The organism is Sulfurimonas sp. (assembly GCF_047622445.1).
GTDB lineage: Bacteria > Campylobacterota > Campylobacteria > Campylobacterales > Sulfurimonadaceae > Sulfurimonas.
Window position 1 is genome coordinate 19,971 of sequence record NZ_JBLHOE010000031.1, and the last position, 14,859, is coordinate 34,829.

Annotated in this window: 16 protein-coding genes and 1 pseudogene; 12 read left to right on the forward strand and 5 right to left on the reverse strand. The window is 31.6% G+C overall.

Going from position 1 to position 14,859, the window contains the following annotated elements:
* The 8 genes from ACI9TV_RS08425 (at position 1) to ACI9TV_RS08460 (ending at position 6,925) form a co-directional block, all read left to right on the forward strand.
* Positions 1-1,386: a glutamate synthase subunit beta gene (locus ACI9TV_RS08425; RefSeq protein ID WP_415250336.1), complete on the forward strand. Its 1,386-nt coding sequence runs from the start codon at positions 1-3 to the stop codon at positions 1,384-1,386.
* Positions 1,387-1,558: 172 nt separating this feature from the next.
* Positions 1,559-2,401, forward strand: a complete 843-nt coding sequence (accD, locus tag ACI9TV_RS08430) for an acetyl-CoA carboxylase, carboxyltransferase subunit beta (protein WP_415250337.1) — start codon at positions 1,559-1,561, stop codon at positions 2,399-2,401.
* Positions 2,402-2,404: 3 nt separating this feature from the next.
* Entirely contained in the window at positions 2,405-2,971 is a 567-nt protein-coding gene (locus ACI9TV_RS08435; protein ID WP_415250338.1) for a thiamine phosphate synthase, read from the forward strand.
* Positions 2,971-3,429, forward strand: a complete 459-nt coding sequence (locus ACI9TV_RS08440; protein ID WP_415250339.1) for a 23S rRNA (pseudouridine(1915)-N(3))-methyltransferase RlmH — start codon at positions 2,971-2,973, stop codon at positions 3,427-3,429. The genes ACI9TV_RS08435 and ACI9TV_RS08440 overlap by 1 nt, the downstream gene beginning before the upstream one ends.
* Before the next feature lie 20 nt (positions 3,430-3,449).
* A complete protein-coding gene (gene dksA, locus ACI9TV_RS08445; protein WP_415250340.1) occupies positions 3,450-3,800 on the forward strand; it encodes an RNA polymerase-binding protein DksA in 351 nt (116 codons plus the stop codon).
* A gap of 9 nt (positions 3,801-3,809) precedes the next feature.
* Positions 3,810-4,826, forward strand: a complete 1,017-nt coding sequence (locus ACI9TV_RS08450; RefSeq protein ID WP_415250341.1) for a hypothetical protein — start codon at positions 3,810-3,812, stop codon at positions 4,824-4,826.
* A gap of 3 nt (positions 4,827-4,829) precedes the next feature.
* Positions 4,830-5,783 (forward strand): tRNA dihydrouridine synthase DusB, encoded by a 954-nt coding sequence (gene dusB, locus ACI9TV_RS08455; protein WP_415250342.1) that lies wholly within the window; start codon positions 4,830-4,832, stop codon positions 5,781-5,783.
* The gene (locus ACI9TV_RS08460; RefSeq protein ID WP_415250343.1) at positions 5,783-6,925 is read left to right on the forward strand and encodes a hypothetical protein; all 1,143 of its coding nucleotides are present in this window, start codon (positions 5,783-5,785) and stop codon (positions 6,923-6,925) included. The genes dusB and ACI9TV_RS08460 overlap by 1 nt, the downstream gene beginning before the upstream one ends.
* A 3-nt stretch (positions 6,926-6,928) precedes the next feature.
* Here the strand turns inward: ACI9TV_RS08460 and ACI9TV_RS08465 are convergent, their stop codons facing one another.
* The 3 genes from ACI9TV_RS08465 to ACI9TV_RS08475 are packed head-to-tail and all read right to left on the reverse strand — an operon-like array spanning position 6,929 to position 8,580.
* Complete coding sequence (locus ACI9TV_RS08465; protein ID WP_415250344.1) at positions 6,929-7,810, reverse strand: hypothetical protein; 882 nt, start codon at positions 7,808-7,810, stop codon at positions 6,929-6,931.
* Positions 7,803-8,123: a flagellar motor switch protein FliN gene (fliN, locus tag ACI9TV_RS08470; protein WP_415250352.1), complete on the reverse strand. Its 321-nt coding sequence runs from the start codon at positions 8,121-8,123 to the stop codon at positions 7,803-7,805. Before fliN ends, ACI9TV_RS08465 begins: the two co-directional genes overlap by 8 nt.
* Before the next feature lie 28 nt (positions 8,124-8,151).
* Positions 8,152-8,580, reverse strand: coding sequence for a chemotaxis protein CheX (locus ACI9TV_RS08475; RefSeq protein ID WP_415250345.1), 429 nt, complete (start codon positions 8,578-8,580; stop codon positions 8,152-8,154).
* Positions 8,581-8,701: 121 nt separating this feature from the next.
* Here ACI9TV_RS08475 and ACI9TV_RS08480 point away from each other — a divergent pair, with 121 nt between their 5' ends.
* Entirely contained in the window at positions 8,702-9,439 is a 738-nt protein-coding gene (locus ACI9TV_RS08480) for a sulfite exporter TauE/SafE family protein (protein ID WP_415250346.1), read from the forward strand.
* Complete coding sequence (uvrA, locus tag ACI9TV_RS08485; RefSeq protein WP_415250347.1) at positions 9,440-12,268, forward strand: excinuclease ABC subunit UvrA; 2,829 nt, start codon at positions 9,440-9,442, stop codon at positions 12,266-12,268. It abuts the gene before it with no gap.
* Between the two features lie 32 nt (positions 12,269-12,300).
* Here uvrA and ACI9TV_RS08490 read toward each other — a convergent pair whose 3' ends face one another.
* Positions 12,301-13,053, reverse strand: coding sequence for a hypothetical protein (locus tag ACI9TV_RS08490; protein ID WP_415250348.1), 753 nt, complete (start codon positions 13,051-13,053; stop codon positions 12,301-12,303).
* 75 nt (positions 13,054-13,128) lie between these two features.
* Positions 13,129-13,785, reverse strand: coding sequence for a uracil-DNA glycosylase (locus ACI9TV_RS08495; protein WP_415250349.1), 657 nt, complete (start codon positions 13,783-13,785; stop codon positions 13,129-13,131).
* Positions 13,786-13,893: 108 nt separating this feature from the next.
* On the opposite strand from ACI9TV_RS08495, the gene ACI9TV_RS08500 reads away from it, so the two are divergent.
* Positions 13,894-14,109: a hypothetical protein gene (locus ACI9TV_RS08500; protein WP_415250350.1), complete on the forward strand. Its 216-nt coding sequence runs from the start codon at positions 13,894-13,896 to the stop codon at positions 14,107-14,109.
* Positions 14,110-14,336: 227 nt separating this feature from the next.
* Positions 14,337-14,859: pseudogene (locus ACI9TV_RS08505) on the forward strand (hypothetical protein); the annotation flags it as partial.

Below are 14,859 nucleotides of genomic sequence, written 5' to 3' on the forward strand. Positions count from 1 at the left end.
ATGAAAGAATTTTTAACAACTGAGAGAATAGATCCTAGTAAAAGATTAGTAGTTGAGAGGACGAAAGATTTTGCTGAAATATATGACATATTTAATGTAGCTGATGCATCTTCACAAAGTGATAGATGTATTCAATGTGGAGATCCATTTTGTTTAAACAAATGTCCTCTTCATAACTATATTCCTCAATGGCTTAAATCTGTTGCTGAAAAAGATCTAGAGTTTGCTTTTAAACTTTCCAATGAACCTTCTCCATTCCCTGAGGTTATGGGTAGAATTTGTCCGCATGATAGACTTTGTGAAGGTGATTGTACTTTAAATGATGGTCATGGTGCTATTACAATTGGTAGTATTGAGACACATATTACAGAAGCTGGATTTAAAGCTGGTATGAAGCCGGATTTTCCAGGTATTACAACAGATAAAAAAGTTGCTGTTATTGGAAGTGGTCCTGCTGGATTGTCGGCTGCAACATATCTTTTACGTTCTGGAATTTCGGTAACTATGTATGAAAGCGCTGACCGTGCAGGTGGACTTTTGACATATGGTATACCAAACTTTAAACTAGATAAAAAAATTGTTGACAGACGCATATCTCTTCTTGAAGAAGCTGGTCTGAAACTCATATTAAATACAAAAGTAGGTCAAGATATTAATTTTGAAGACGTAGCTAATACTCATGATGCTATGTTTATTGGTGTTGGCGCAACGAAGGGTAAATATGCTGGTTTAGTTGGCGAAAAAGCTTCTAATGTTTATGCTGCTATGGATTATTTAACAGCGATTCAAAGAAAGAATTTTAAGACAGTATATGATAAAAAGTTCGATTTTAAAGATCTTAATGTAGTAGTAATAGGTGGTGGTGATACGGCTATGGATTGTCTTAGAACTGCAAAACGTGAAGGTGCAAAATCTGTAACTTGTCTTTATCGTAGAGATGAGAAAAATATGCCAGGAAGTAGAAAAGAGTATAAAAATGCTATGGAAGAGGGTGTAGACTTTACATTTTTAGTGGCGCCAAAAGAGATTATTGTAGATGAATCTGGAAAAGCAATTTCTGTTGAAGTGATTAAAACTAACCTTGGTTCAAAAGGTACTGATGGTCGTCAAAAAATGGAAGAGGTAAAGGGAAGTGAATTTAGAGTTAATGCTGATATAGTTATAATGTCATTAGGGTTTGATCCAGTTGTTCCATCATTCTTAGCTGAAAATGGAATTGAGACAAATTCTTGGGGTGGGATTATTATTAACGAAGAAACTCACGAAACAAGTACTGCTGGTATTTATGCTGGTGGTGACTGTTTTAGAGGGGCTGATCTTGTTGTAACTGCGGCACTTGATGGTCGTGAAGCTGCAAGAAGTATTTCAAATACTTTATTAAAATAAATTAAATACTTAATCAAGAACACTTCAAATTAAAGTGTTCTTGTCTCTCTACTTTTTAGGCTGATTTCTACACATTTATGTTACTTTACATATAAAAAAAAATAATACGACTCCTTTAGTTGGTATATTTTTGCTATAATCGATAAAAATTATACTATTTTGAGGATACCTTATGAACCTACTTAACCTTTTTTCTAAAGACACAAATAAACAACCAGTTAAAAGCGAGGCTGCTGCCCACTGGGTTAAATGTAAATCATGTCAATCTTTAATGTACTACAAAGAGGTGGAAAACCAAAATTATGTATGCCCAAAATGTGGATTTCACCTTCGTATTGGGGTAAAAGAAAGACTTGAACTTTTAGCTGATGAGGATTCTTTTGTAGAATTTGATTCAAACTTAAAACCAGTTGATCCATTAAATTTTGTAGATAAAAAATCATATAAACAAAGAATTGAAGAAGCGACAAAAAAGACTGGAAAAACATCTTCAGTAGTAAGTGGTTCTATAAAAATGAACGGCGTATCTGCTCAAGTTGTAATTTTTGATTTTGCCTTTATGGGTGGATCACTTGGTTCTGTAGAAGGTGAAAAAATTGTTCGTGGAATTAACCGTGCAATTGAAAATAAAGAAGGTTTTATTATTCTTTCTGCTTCTGGTGGAGCTCGAATGCAAGAGAGTACATTCTCTTTACTCCAAATGAGTAAAACGTCAGCAGCTCTTGCAAAACTCGGTCGTCATAAACTTCCATATATATCAGTTTTAACTGATCCTACTATGGGTGGAGTTTCTGCTTCTTTTGCAAATCTTGGAGATATAATAATTGCTGAACCTGGTGCACTTATTGGGTTTGCTGGAGCCCGTGTAATTGAACAAACTATTGGTTCGGCTCTTCCAGATGGGTTTCAAAGAGCAGAATTTTTACTTGAGAAAGGTTCTATTGATATGATTGTCAATAGAAATGACCTTAAAAATACGCTATCAGACTTACTAACAATTTTAAAAGTTGCATAATCCTTGATACGTCTTTACGCTCTTTGTGATCAGGATTTATTAGATTCTAGAGGTCTAAGCTTAGAAAGTTTTATTGAAATTGCAAAGAATCATAATGCTGAAATTATTCAGTATAGAAATAAAACAGCAGATATCTCTTTTATTAAAGCACAACTTATTAAAATTAGAAAAATGTATAGTGGATTTTTAATTATTAATGATTCTTATGAACTTATAGAGTTCTGTGATGGTGTCCATCTTGGTCAAGAAGATTTAAAGAATATTGATAGTGAGGTTCATAGAGCAGTTTCTATTGTAAGGAGTGTAATAGGAAAAGATAAAATTCTAGGAATTTCTACACATAATGAAGATGAAGTACTTCAAGCAAATGATTTAGATTTAAATTATATTGGATTAGGTGCATACAAGAATACGAGTACCAAAGATGTCCCAAATATACTTGGAGATTCTCTTGATCAAATAGCATCTAAATCTAAGCATTTTGTAGGAGCAATTGGTGGAGTGAATATAAATGATACATTTGTAAATGTTACCTATCATGTCATTGGTAGTGGGTTGTTGGAAAAATGATGAAAATAGAAATAGTATCCATAGCTAAAAAAGAAAAAACAATTTATGATCCTTTGTATAAGGATTTAACAAAAATGATTTCTCGTTTTGCAAAGGTTGAAGATACAGAAGTTTTTCCAAAAGATGTGGCTAAAGCACATACAATCTCTCCTAAAGCATCTCAAATGGCATATACAAAAGCTCTAAATGGGTATATTAGTAAAGATTATAGTGTAACTTTACACCCTGATGGGGAATTAATAGACAGTTATGAATTTAGTAAGCTTTTAAATGCTAAAATATCCGTGAAATTTTTCATAGGTGGAGCTTATGGGTTTGAGGATGATTTTTTACAAAAAAGCGACAAAGTAATTAGTTTGGGAAAGTTAACAATGAGTCATAAAATAGCAAAAGCTGTTTTACTAGAACAGATTTACAGAGGTTTTTCTATCCTCAGTAACCATCCATATCACAAGTAAGATAAACACAAGGAAAAAAATTGCAACAGAGTGAATTAAGCTACTTTAAAGAGATTTTAGATAGTCGTAACGATCAAATAATTAGAAATATTGATGGTGTGAATGATGAATTAGCCCAGTTAAATGGATTAGAATTAAATGATGAGGGTGATCATGCCTCAGTAAACAATAGTTCTATGATAGAAAGTGCAATTGTGCGCCAACAAGAACAAGAGTTACGTGAAATCAATGTAGCTTTAGGTAAAATAGCAACAGTTGGTTATGGGGTTTGTTCTATGTGTGAAGATGACATAGGTTTTCAAAGATTAAAAGTGAAGCCTCATGCTAGTTATTGTATAGATTGTCGAGAGATTATAGAAAAAACAAAGTAAGGATAGATTATGCACATTAAGAGATTAGCAATTGCATCGTTGGTATATATAGCTTTTATTGGGTGGTATATGAGTACTATTGTAGGCGATAGTACTACAAGTATAAACGTATTTGGTATTGTTTTACCATCATTGTCAAACTCGGTATGGGTAATGTTAATTCTTTTAATTTTAGCAATGGGAAGTATTCTTCATGTTGCTTTTTATTCAGTTGTCGAAAGTTTACAACTTCGTAAGAATGAAAAAGACTATGCAAAAATGGTTGAATCGATTTCAGATGCTTATCTCGGCAAAGAAAATAGAAGTCATATTTTTAAAACTCCTGGTTATAGAATGCTCGGCTTATTGATAGACAATTCAACAGTATTCCCAAATAACCTAAACTCTTTAGAGATTGAAGATGAAAAAATTAGGTCAACAATTAAAATAATTGAAGATATTAAAAGTGGTAAAGCGGTTGATACTAAAAAGCTATATTTATCTATTGATAATCCTTTAACTATTCAAAATGATAGAAATGCATACAGAAATGAGTCTATAACGGCAAAAGATTTTTTGAAAAATCCAGAAAAATATAACGCCGGACTTTTGAGTGAAATTTACATAGACTATGTTAAAACAGCTTCATTAAGTGACATAGAAACTTACAAATCACTTATGAGTAAAGAAGCGCTATCTAATATATTAAGTCGTGTCAATGCGGAAGAAAATATTTTAGAAACTTCAAATAAATCTCTTATTAGTTTATTTGAAGAATTAGAGTTAGATATACAAGATTATCTTGATATTGCAGCATCAATGTCATCATGTATGATACCGGAGCAAAGAATGAAGCTTTTTGAGAAGATAAGTGATGAAAAAGAAGAAGCTATGGATTCTTACCTTTTTACACTTTTTGATCTTGAAATGATAGCACCTGCTGATGCTATTTTAGAAATATCACAGAGTGATGAATATTTAAATTTTAAAGCATATCGTGCGTTAAAAGAATCTAATCAGCATTTTAATATAAACTTATTTGTTTAAAATATGAACAATAAGTTCTCATTTACTCAGCCAGTCTATGTATTGGCTCCTCTCGCTGGATTTACGGATCTACCATTTAGAAGTGTAGTGAAAAAATTTGGTGCAGATTTAACTGTGAGTGAGATGTTAAGCTCCAATGCTCTTGTTCATAATTCTAAAAAAACACTTCATATGCTTCAAAAGTCCTCTGTTGAAGACCCTTATTCTGTTCAAATTTCTGGCTCAAGTATAGATATTGTTAAGGGTGCGGTAGAGATACTCAATTCTTATGAAGGTATAGATATTATTGACCTGAATTGTGGTTGTCCAGTACCCAAAGTAGTTGGTCATGGAAGTGGAAGTTCCTTACTCTTAGACTTACCATTAATGGGCGACATTATTAAGACTATTAAAGATACATCAAATAAAAGTATGACAAGTGTAAAAATGAGACTTGGATTTGAGACAAAGAATCATGTTGCTATAGCAAAAATGATTCAAGATAGCGGGGCTGACTTTTTAGCAGTTCATGGTCGTACTCGAGTTGGTAAGTTTAAGTCTGAAGTTGATTATGATGCAATAAAAGAGATTAAAGAGGCTGTTTCTATTCCCGTTATTGCTAATGGAGATATTAACTCCTACGAGAAAGCTAAGTGGGTATTAGAACATACTGGGGCTGACGGTGTCATGATAGGTCGCGGAGCCGTAGGCGCTCCATGGATATTTCACCAACTTCGAAGTGCTCAAGAGCATATAGATAATGCATTAAAGCATGAAATTATTATGGAACATTACGATAAAATGATCGAGTTCTATGGACAGCACGGAGTAGCAATGTTTAGAAAGCACACACATACGTATACAAAAGGTTATAAAGGTGCTTCAAAGCTACGAGATGAAGTTAATCATATTAATGATATCAAAGAGTATAGAGATATTCTAGATGACTTCTTTAAGTATGGGGAAATGGCTTTATAATGCTTGATATTTCTAAATCGATTCAAAACCTTGATACAAATGATATAGCAGATAACTTATTTCATTATGATTATAATACAAAACATCTTCTTTCTTTAATTAAACAAGGTATCAATGAAGATGACCCTGCATATATGAGTTCATTTCGCTCATTTGAAGGTGAAGTGTATGAGAACTTTATTTATGAAAAATTACTTCGTTATGCTGAGATTACTCCAGAGGTAGATAAGTTCATTCTTAAAGGCTATCATCAAAACAGGTTTAAATCACATCCAAATACGCTTTCTATAAGTGAAAAACAGCAGATTGTATATAGAACAAAAAGTAGAGAAATTTCTGAATTTGATGCAATGATTCTTACAAAAGATAAAGAATTGTATTTTGTAGAGATGACACTTGTAAAGTCTGTACTTAAACTTAGGCGTCGTCTTAGAAAGAAAAAGGCTCTTCTGGAGATTATATTTCCAGATTTAGTGATTAAGGCTCTTATAATTTTAAATGAGGGCGCTACTGGGACAAAGCAGTTTCCTTCGTATTGTAAAGTATGGTTTACAAATGAATTTTCTGCACAAAATGTTTTGGACTATATTCAAAATCCAGCTTCTAAAAAATTAGAACCAAAGCAAATCATAAAATCTAAAAAAATGTTAGAAGCGCATCGCTTACAAGTGTATCCATTTAGATACTACAATACTATGACATGGATTACAAAAACACTTCGTGCACATAAAAAACATGTTTTAGATATGTATTTCTTAATGAACTTTAAAGTGCAGAGATTTCATGATTTGTATAATAAGCTTTATGTTGGTTACATGAATATGGAAGACGCTAAGAGCATACTAGGACTTAAAGAGAATGAATATGATGACAGTTTAAGAGTTGTTGTTGCTATAGAGAAAAAACATTCTGATGAGATAGTAGTAACTTATTATATTCAAAAAACGCGTAAAAATTTGTATTTGTATTCTTTTGATGATGAAGATAGAATGACGAAAGAGAAAAAAGATCCATATGGAATTACTGTAACTGAAGTGTACCATTCTAATAAAATTATGGATGAGAGTTTTGTACTAAGTATGGGTGATGTAAAGAAAATTAAAAAGCTTTTACAAGATAGCTTTTTAAAATCTCAATCTTAGTATTTAGCTAGTATAAGAAATATTTGCAGCTTTTTCTTTATATATCTGCATAGGATCTTTTTCTAAAGACTCCCCTTCTTTTAAAAAGTCATCTAGTTCTTGGTGTCTATTTTGCAGTATTGTGTCAAAGTCATCTTGAGTTACCGGCTTATTATCTGTAAATTTATCTAGTAAAATATTATTGGAACCCATAAGAACTAAATAACTCTGTCCAACGAAATCTAGCATCACTACACTGCTATGCTCATCTATATTTTTTTGAAAGCGTATACTTACAGGTTCCGCTGCTCCATTTTTTGCATCATTAGCTACTTTAAACAACCATGAAGAAGAATTTTTAGGTTTTCCTGGTCCATTCATTTTATTTTTAAGTACAAAAAGAATGACAATACCAACAAGGAGTATACCAATTACTATATAGTAGTTGTTTGATAAATCTTCATTATTTTTAGTGGGTAGTGATGATGTAGAAGTGCTGGAAAATAAGTTTGCTTGAGTAGCCTTTGAAGGGTTTTTACTTACTATTACTAATTCTTTTGAAAATCGAAGTCTTAATCCATAAGAATCTGATGTTTTAGAAGCTTTGAATTTTATCTGAGCAGGAACTTGGGCAACAATTTTTGTGTACCCTAGTAAGGGGACTATACTAATAGTGTCTAGAAACTTTGAAGAAAGCACTTTAGTTTTTGTGGATTCAATAGAAGCGTCTTCTAATTTAATTATTATTTTAGATGCACTGGTACTTTGTTTTATTTTACCTTCATAGGGTGTATCAAAGGTAATCATTACATCGACTCTATCTGTTCTATCGTACACATTGTAGCTCAGTATTTTTGATGCATTTAAAAGTAAAGGAAGTGTAAGTAGCAGAAGAAATTTAGTCATTTTCTCTCTCTTTTGCTAGATGGTAGAGTACAGCACTTGAGTCTAAAACTTCATTAATCCGAATTGCAAGATTTTTTTCATAGACCATAACTTCACCTTTACCTAATATACGGCCATTTACGTAAGATTCAACACTTTCCCCAGCAGGTTTCTTTAAATCAATAATAGAACCTTTTTCATACTTTAGTATTTCCGCGACACTTGCTTCAGTTTCACCTAAATCAGCAATAAATTCTACCTCCATATCTAAAAGCCCAGAATAGTTCATCCATGCTAATTCTTTTTCTGCATTGTATGGAGTAGAATCATCTATGAAACTGTAACGATTTTTTTTAGCCAATTTAATTCCTTAGTTTTTTAATAGCCACGATTAATATATCATCTTCTATTTTGATAGTTTTTACTTGATCGTACTCAAAATCAAAACTATCAAATTTTTTAAAGCTTGGTGTACCTATTATATAGGTATTACTATTTTCTTCTTCTGCAATTACTTTTGCGCTTCCAACGATAAGATTAGCTATTTCTAATGTCATGTCAATCAAAGTTTCTTCATCACTATCATCTTCTTCTAGAAAAAGATTTGAAACTCTTTGCATGAATTTTGAATCAGATGCAATATATACCCTATGCTTTTCACCACTAGCAGTTTCTATGTCGATAGAAGCAATAAGTGTTCGTGTTTTAGATATCTCATCACAAAGTATATGTGGTACACGAATTTGATGGATGCAAAAGTTTTCAGAAGCTTGAATAATAGTGCTTAGCATAGGCTAAATCCTTGTAAAACTCTTTATTTGAATCAATTATACTTTATAAATCTCAATTCAATATTAAATAAGAAGTTTGAAGCCTATTTTGAGTACAATTCGTAAAAAGTTATAGGTGTGTATGTCTGAATTAATTATACTTGGTTGTATTGTTGGTTTATTATCTGGATTTTTTGGAGTAGGAGGTGGAACAATTTTAGTTCCTCTTCTTCTGTTACTTGGGTATGAGACAAAGGTTGCAATAGGCATATCGGTAACACAAATGCTATTTAGCTCTGTCTATGGAAGTTACCTTAACAATAAAAAAGGTACGCTCGATGTAGCTATAGTTATTGTGGTTGGCATTGGTGGTTTTATCGGTGGGCTTCTTAGTGGATTCATAACTTCTAGCGTTAATGATGAAATATTAGAAGTTATTTTTCTATCCTTTGCTATATTTGCGTTACTAAGACTTTTTATTACAACTAAAGAACATCATGAACAAAAAGAAGTAAGTAAAATACTTCTTTTCATTATTGGATTTGTAATTGGTGCTATAAGCATGAGTATTGGAGTTGGTGGTAGTATCATTTTGGTACCAATTTTAGTTGGATTTTTACATGTCCCACTTAAAAAAGCAGTGTCCGCTGGACTTTTATTTGTGGTTTTTTCATCACTTGCAGGATTGATTTCTCATACAATGAGTGAAGACATTGATTATATGAGTGGTATAATTATTGGTAGTGTTTCTTTAATTGGTGTGTATTTTGGTATTGTTCTAAAAGATATAGTTGATGAAGTGTTACAAAAAAGATTATTAGGAAGTTTTTACTTTTTAGTAGTTATATATTTAATAAATAGAATATTTTTAGAGGTTTAAATGAAAAAAAAAGATCAGATTGTTATAACAGGCGCACGAGAAAATAATTTAAAAAATATAAACTTAACACTACCAAAAAATGAGCTTATAGTAATGACTGGTTTAAGTGGTTCAGGTAAGTCTACACTTGCCTTTGATACTTTATATGCAGAAGGACAACGTCGTTATATGGAGTCTTTGTCTTCTTATGCAAGACAATTCTTAGATCGTGTTGGAAAACCTGAAGTAGACAAAATAGAAGGGCTTACTCCTGCCATTGCCATAGATCAAAAAACAACTTCTAAAAATCCTCGCTCTACAGTTGGAACGATTACTGAAATATATGATTATTTCAGACTTTTGTATGCACGTGTAGGAATCCAACATTGTCACAAATGTAAAAAAGTAATTTCACAAATGTCTGCTTCGGATATTATTGGTGAAGTGCACAAACTTCCTGAAGGTGCGAAGCTTGTACTTTTAGCACCATTGGTTCGAGAAAAAAAAGGTGCCTATGCTGATATGATTGAATCTTTAGTTCATAAAGGTTATGTGAGAGCTATGATAGATGGTGTGATGGTTCGCCTTGATGAAGAGATTGAACTCTCAAAGACAAAAAAACATACGATTAAAGTAGTGATAGATAGAGTGGTTGTAAAAAAAGATAACAAAGAAAGAATTGCGGCAGATGTAGAAAAAGCATTAAAAGAGAGTTATGGTGAACTAGAGATTGATATCTTAAACCATGAAGAACTAGGAATAAAAAAACAAAGTATTCATTATTCTGAGCATAATGCTTGTTTTGATTGTAAAATAAGTTTTGATCCATTGGAACCATTGTCATTTTCATTTAATTCACCAAAAGGTGCATGTTCTGAGTGCGATGGCTTAGGTCTTCGTTATGCACTCGATCAAGAGAAAATCATAGATCAAGATTTGTGTATAGAAAAAGGTGCGGTAAAGATTGTTTATGGATTTAATAAGGGATATTATTTTACTTTCCTAAAAGGCTTTTGTGCTGCAAATGACATAGATATAACTGTACCATATTCATCATTAGCTGAGCATCAGCAAAAAGCAATTCTTCATGGTAATATACATGAAGTAGAGTTTCTTTGGAAAAAACATACTGTTAAAAGAATTTTCCCTGGAATTATTCGTATCGCATACGATATGTTTAAAGATGAGAAAGAACTAGCAGATTATATGAGCGAAAAAGTTTGTAGTATTTGTGAGTCAAATAGACTTAAACGTGAATCTTTAGCTGTACGTGTTGCAGGTAAAGGTATATCAGAACTTTTAAAGATGCCAATTGCACAGACGTATGAGTGGTTTGCCGATAAAGAAAACTTCACTTATATGGATGATCAAAACACGCAAGTTGCAAAACCGATATTAAATGAAATACGAGAAAGATTATACTTTCTTTTTGATGTAGGTCTTGGATATATTACCCTTGGTCGTGATGCAAGAAGTATCTCCGGTGGTGAAGCACAAAGAATTAGAATTGCTTCTCAAATTGGTTCGGGGCTTACAGGGGTAATGTATGTCTTAGATGAGCCAAGCATTGGTTTACATGAGAGAGACACTCAAAAGCTTATTAGAACACTTAGAAACCTACAAGAAAAAGGGAATAGTGTTATTGTTGTTGAGCACGATAAAGAAACTATTGAAAATGCAGATTTCATTGTTGATATTGGTCCTGGTGCTGGGAAATATGGTGGTGAAGTTGTTTTCTCAGGTACTTTAGATAAGCTAAAAAAGGCCAAAACACTTACAGCTGATTACCTTTATGGAAGAAAGAAAATAGAGTATTTTTATAGACGCTCACAAGCTAAATATATAGAAATAAAAAATGTTACATTAAATAATATCAATAACCTATCTGCAAAAATTCCACTAAATAACTTTGTGTGTATCACCGGTGTAAGTGGAAGTGGAAAAAGCTCATTAATGTTGCAAACGCTTCTTCCAACTGCAAGAGAGTTATTGAATCATGCAAGAAAAGTAAATAAAGTTGCAGGTGTAGAAATTACAGGATTAGAACATGTAGATAAGGTTATCTATCTTGATCAAAGTCCAATTGGTAGAACACCACGTTCTAATCCAGCAACATATACTGGTGTTATGGATGAGATAAGAAATTTATTCTCACAAACAAAAGAAGCACAAATCCGAGGTTATACAACTTCAAGGTTTTCTTTTAATGTAAAAGGTGGTCGATGTGAGAAGTGTCAAGGTGAAGGTGAAATCAAGATAGAGATGCATTTTCTTCCAGACATCATGGTTAACTGTGATACATGTAACGGTACAAGGTATAATCAACAGACTTTAGAGGTTTTTTACAAAGGTAAAACTATTTCTGATGTTCTTGCTATGAGTGTAGATGAAGCATTTGAGTTTTTTGCAGCTATTCCAAAAATTAATCTAAAAATGAAAACACTTGTAGATGTTGGACTTGGATACATTACACTTGGTCAAAATGCCGTGACTCTTTCAGGTGGTGAAGCACAGCGAATTAAGCTCTCTAAAGAGCTTTCTCGTAAAGATACAGGTAAAACCCTTTATATCTTAGACGAGCCTACAACAGGTCTCCATTTTGCAGATGTAGACAGACTTACGAATGTACTACATAAGTTTGTTGAATTAGGTAACTCTATGCTAATTATAGAACATAACTTAGACATGATAAAAAATGCTGACTGGGTTGTAGATATGGGTCCTGAAGGTGGAGCCGGTGGTGGTTTAATCATTGCAGAAGGTACACCTGAAGATTTAGCAGCAAACTATAAAACTACTGGTAGTTATACTGGCGAATATTTAGAGAAAGAACTAGCACTTCATAAATAGAAAAGGATAAGTTTCTAGGTAATTTAATTTACCTAAAAACTTATTTTTTGGATAGTTGGAGGATTTGTTCTAAATGCATTTTTAAATGTATTTATACGTTTTTCTTTTATTTTCCCTACTGCAAGTGGAGATAAAAAATAGGCAAGGTCTATACATTCGTCTGGATCATAATTATTATCGTGTGTGAAGTAGATTTCTTTACCTAGCTTTTTAGCTTGGGTAGAAATATTTCTTGCATAATTAATTATCTCTTTATGATGTCTATCATATTTATGGCCACTTCCAAAATAAACAAACTTTCCATTTAAACTCATTGTAAGATAATCTGTATAGTTGAGATTCTTATCATAACGTGTAAGTTGGCTTGAGTTATATCTATCCAAATCTGAATCAAGTTCTTCAAGTATAGGGGTAGGTTCAATATTCGCTTTATTGAGGTTAAAAAGGTACTTAATCTCTATGAGTTTGCCTCTATATCCATCTCTAATAGCTTTTGAGAAAAGGTTTATCATATCGTTGAAGTTAAGCTCACTAAACTCATCGCAAAATTCAAAGCCTTGCTCAGCAAGTGATGAGTCATTATCATAACCAAGGGGACTCATAGTTGGATTATATAAAAAGATAGTTCCAGCTACATTTTTACTCTTTTTTTTGAGTAATTTATTTAAATCATCAACAGAGATTTTTATATCTTCTCTTGCTTCATCTTTCTCATTTATATAAATGTAGTGCTTTGCTATGTATTCATGATCGAAGTTTGTTGAAAATATTCCAAATGTTTGCATTAAATTTCCTAGGGCATCTTACTTTTTTCGAATTATACTATAATTTACTTGGAAAGATTATTTCTAACAAAATTTTTATAAGCAACTCTTTATAGTTTTTAAATCATTTAAGGTTATTTTTTTTAATTCAGGATTTCTTAGAAGAAATGCTGGATGGTATATGGGAATTAGTTTATATTTTCTGAAGTCTATTACATGCCCACGGACATCTTCAAAGTTCTTACTTTCATCAGTTACTTTATAATAAGCATTATCCCCTAAAGTTACAATGATTTTTGGTTTTACAAATTCTATTTGTGCGAATAAATAAGATTTACAGGAATTAAATTCAGAAGCGGAAGGTATATTTGAATTTAATGTTTTACACTTTACGGCGTGTGTAAAATACACATCATCTACCTGTAAGCACAAAACATTTTCTATCATTTTTTTTAAACTTTCACCAGACCTACCATGATAGTATGTATTGTGTGTGTCTTCACCAGAAGAGACACTAAAGTCGATAATCATTAGAGAAGCATTGGGATTTCCGTAACCACTCATACTTTGGCATCTAGACTTACTTAAGTCACAAAGATGACAACTCTTTATATTATGTACTAACTGTTCTAGAGATTTTGGTATTTCATTTGAATTTGCTTCATTTATAGTGAATGGATCGCTATATTTAAAACCAAGTGCTTTTTGGCGATAAAGATTTTGAAGTAAAATAAGGTTTTGATAAGACTTCAAATATTGTCCTCTAGAATGATGATGAGAGTATATTTAAAGTGTGGTTCGTTTTGGCTTAAAATTGTATTACATACAGTGTTATTAACTTTTTATCACTATAATAATCTAATGAAACAAAAATTAATAAATAATATAAATAGTGATATTAAGAAATTAGAAGATATAGCTTTAAATAATAAAATTGATGATGAAATTTATACAGAATTGTTAAAACAATTATATACTCTAAAAGAAGTGCTAATTAAATCAGACACAATAGATAAATTAAATGCAATATACAATAGTCTGCAAGTCCCGATTAAAATGTACTTAAATAATATATAGTGAAATATCTAATGGCCTGAGTATTTAATACAGAGGTTCAAAGTATATGCAATCTTAGCTATGAATATACTACAACTCCGAACAACCCTAAAATCGAAATATCTATATCCGCAATTAGGGACTTAAAATAATGAGTTCAAATGAGCTATAGACTTTAAAAAAAACTAATAAATAAAATACTTAGACAAATTTTGGTAAAATAAAGAAAAATAGGGAAGCTATTTATAATGTTTAATGCTAATGATAAGTACATAAATGATGTTATTGAAATCGTTACAGTTAATGAATACTTAATTGTATATGATTATAAAGATAAAGAAAACCAAATATTAGTCAAAAAAGAATTAGTAGATAAGATTATTAATTATATTCAAGATATCACAGAAAAAATAGATTTAAAAGATTTCCTTAAATTTTCAATTAGAGAAATTTTTGAGCTTCAAGAACACGATATTGTTATCAGTAAAAATGGTCATATATTTATTAAGCTAGTTGAGAAAATAAAAAAAGTAGAAGTGCCTCTTGAAAAACAAGATACTATTTCTAACAGATATAACGGTTTTACTGAAGAGGAAGTTAAATCATTTTATGCTGAATTTTTTGAAGAAGAAGAGAACAAAGACTTCTTCCCCTCAATAGCAAGAGAGTTTGTAAACATTTACTTTCATGAGAAAAAAATTAATAATGAAATATATGAAAAAAATGCATTCGGATACATCCATAGTTTAACTTTAGAACACTTAGTTGAGA

Excerpts from the sequence above, each read along its gene's own strand:
- dusB (WP_415250342.1), top strand. The coding sequence starts at position 4,830 with ATGAACAATAAGTTCTCATTTACTCAGCCAGTCTATGTATTGGCTCCT.
- ACI9TV_RS08425 (WP_415250336.1), top strand. The coding sequence starts at position 1 with ATGAAAGAATTTTTAACAACTGAGAGAATAGATCCTAGTAAAAGATTA.
- ACI9TV_RS08490 (WP_415250348.1), bottom strand. The coding sequence starts at position 13,053 with ATGCAAACATTTGGAATATTTTCAACAAACTTCGATCATGAATACATA.
- accD (WP_415250337.1), top strand. The coding sequence starts at position 1,559 with ATGAACCTACTTAACCTTTTTTCTAAAGACACAAATAAACAACCAGTT.
- ACI9TV_RS08475 (WP_415250345.1), bottom strand. The coding sequence starts at position 8,580 with ATGCTAAGCACTATTATTCAAGCTTCTGAAAACTTTTGCATCCATCAA.
- ACI9TV_RS08440 (WP_415250339.1), top strand. The coding sequence starts at position 2,971 with ATGAAAATAGAAATAGTATCCATAGCTAAAAAAGAAAAAACAATTTAT.
- ACI9TV_RS08460 (WP_415250343.1), top strand. The coding sequence starts at position 5,783 with ATGCTTGATATTTCTAAATCGATTCAAAACCTTGATACAAATGATATA.
- ACI9TV_RS08500 (WP_415250350.1), top strand. The coding sequence starts at position 13,894 with ATGAAACAAAAATTAATAAATAATATAAATAGTGATATTAAGAAATTA.
- ACI9TV_RS08465 (WP_415250344.1), bottom strand. The coding sequence starts at position 7,810 with ATGACTAAATTTCTTCTGCTACTTACACTTCCTTTACTTTTAAATGCA.
- ACI9TV_RS08480 (WP_415250346.1), top strand. The coding sequence starts at position 8,702 with ATGTCTGAATTAATTATACTTGGTTGTATTGTTGGTTTATTATCTGGA.
- ACI9TV_RS08450 (WP_415250341.1), top strand. The coding sequence starts at position 3,810 with ATGCACATTAAGAGATTAGCAATTGCATCGTTGGTATATATAGCTTTT.
- uvrA (WP_415250347.1), top strand. The coding sequence starts at position 9,440 with ATGAAAAAAAAAGATCAGATTGTTATAACAGGCGCACGAGAAAATAAT.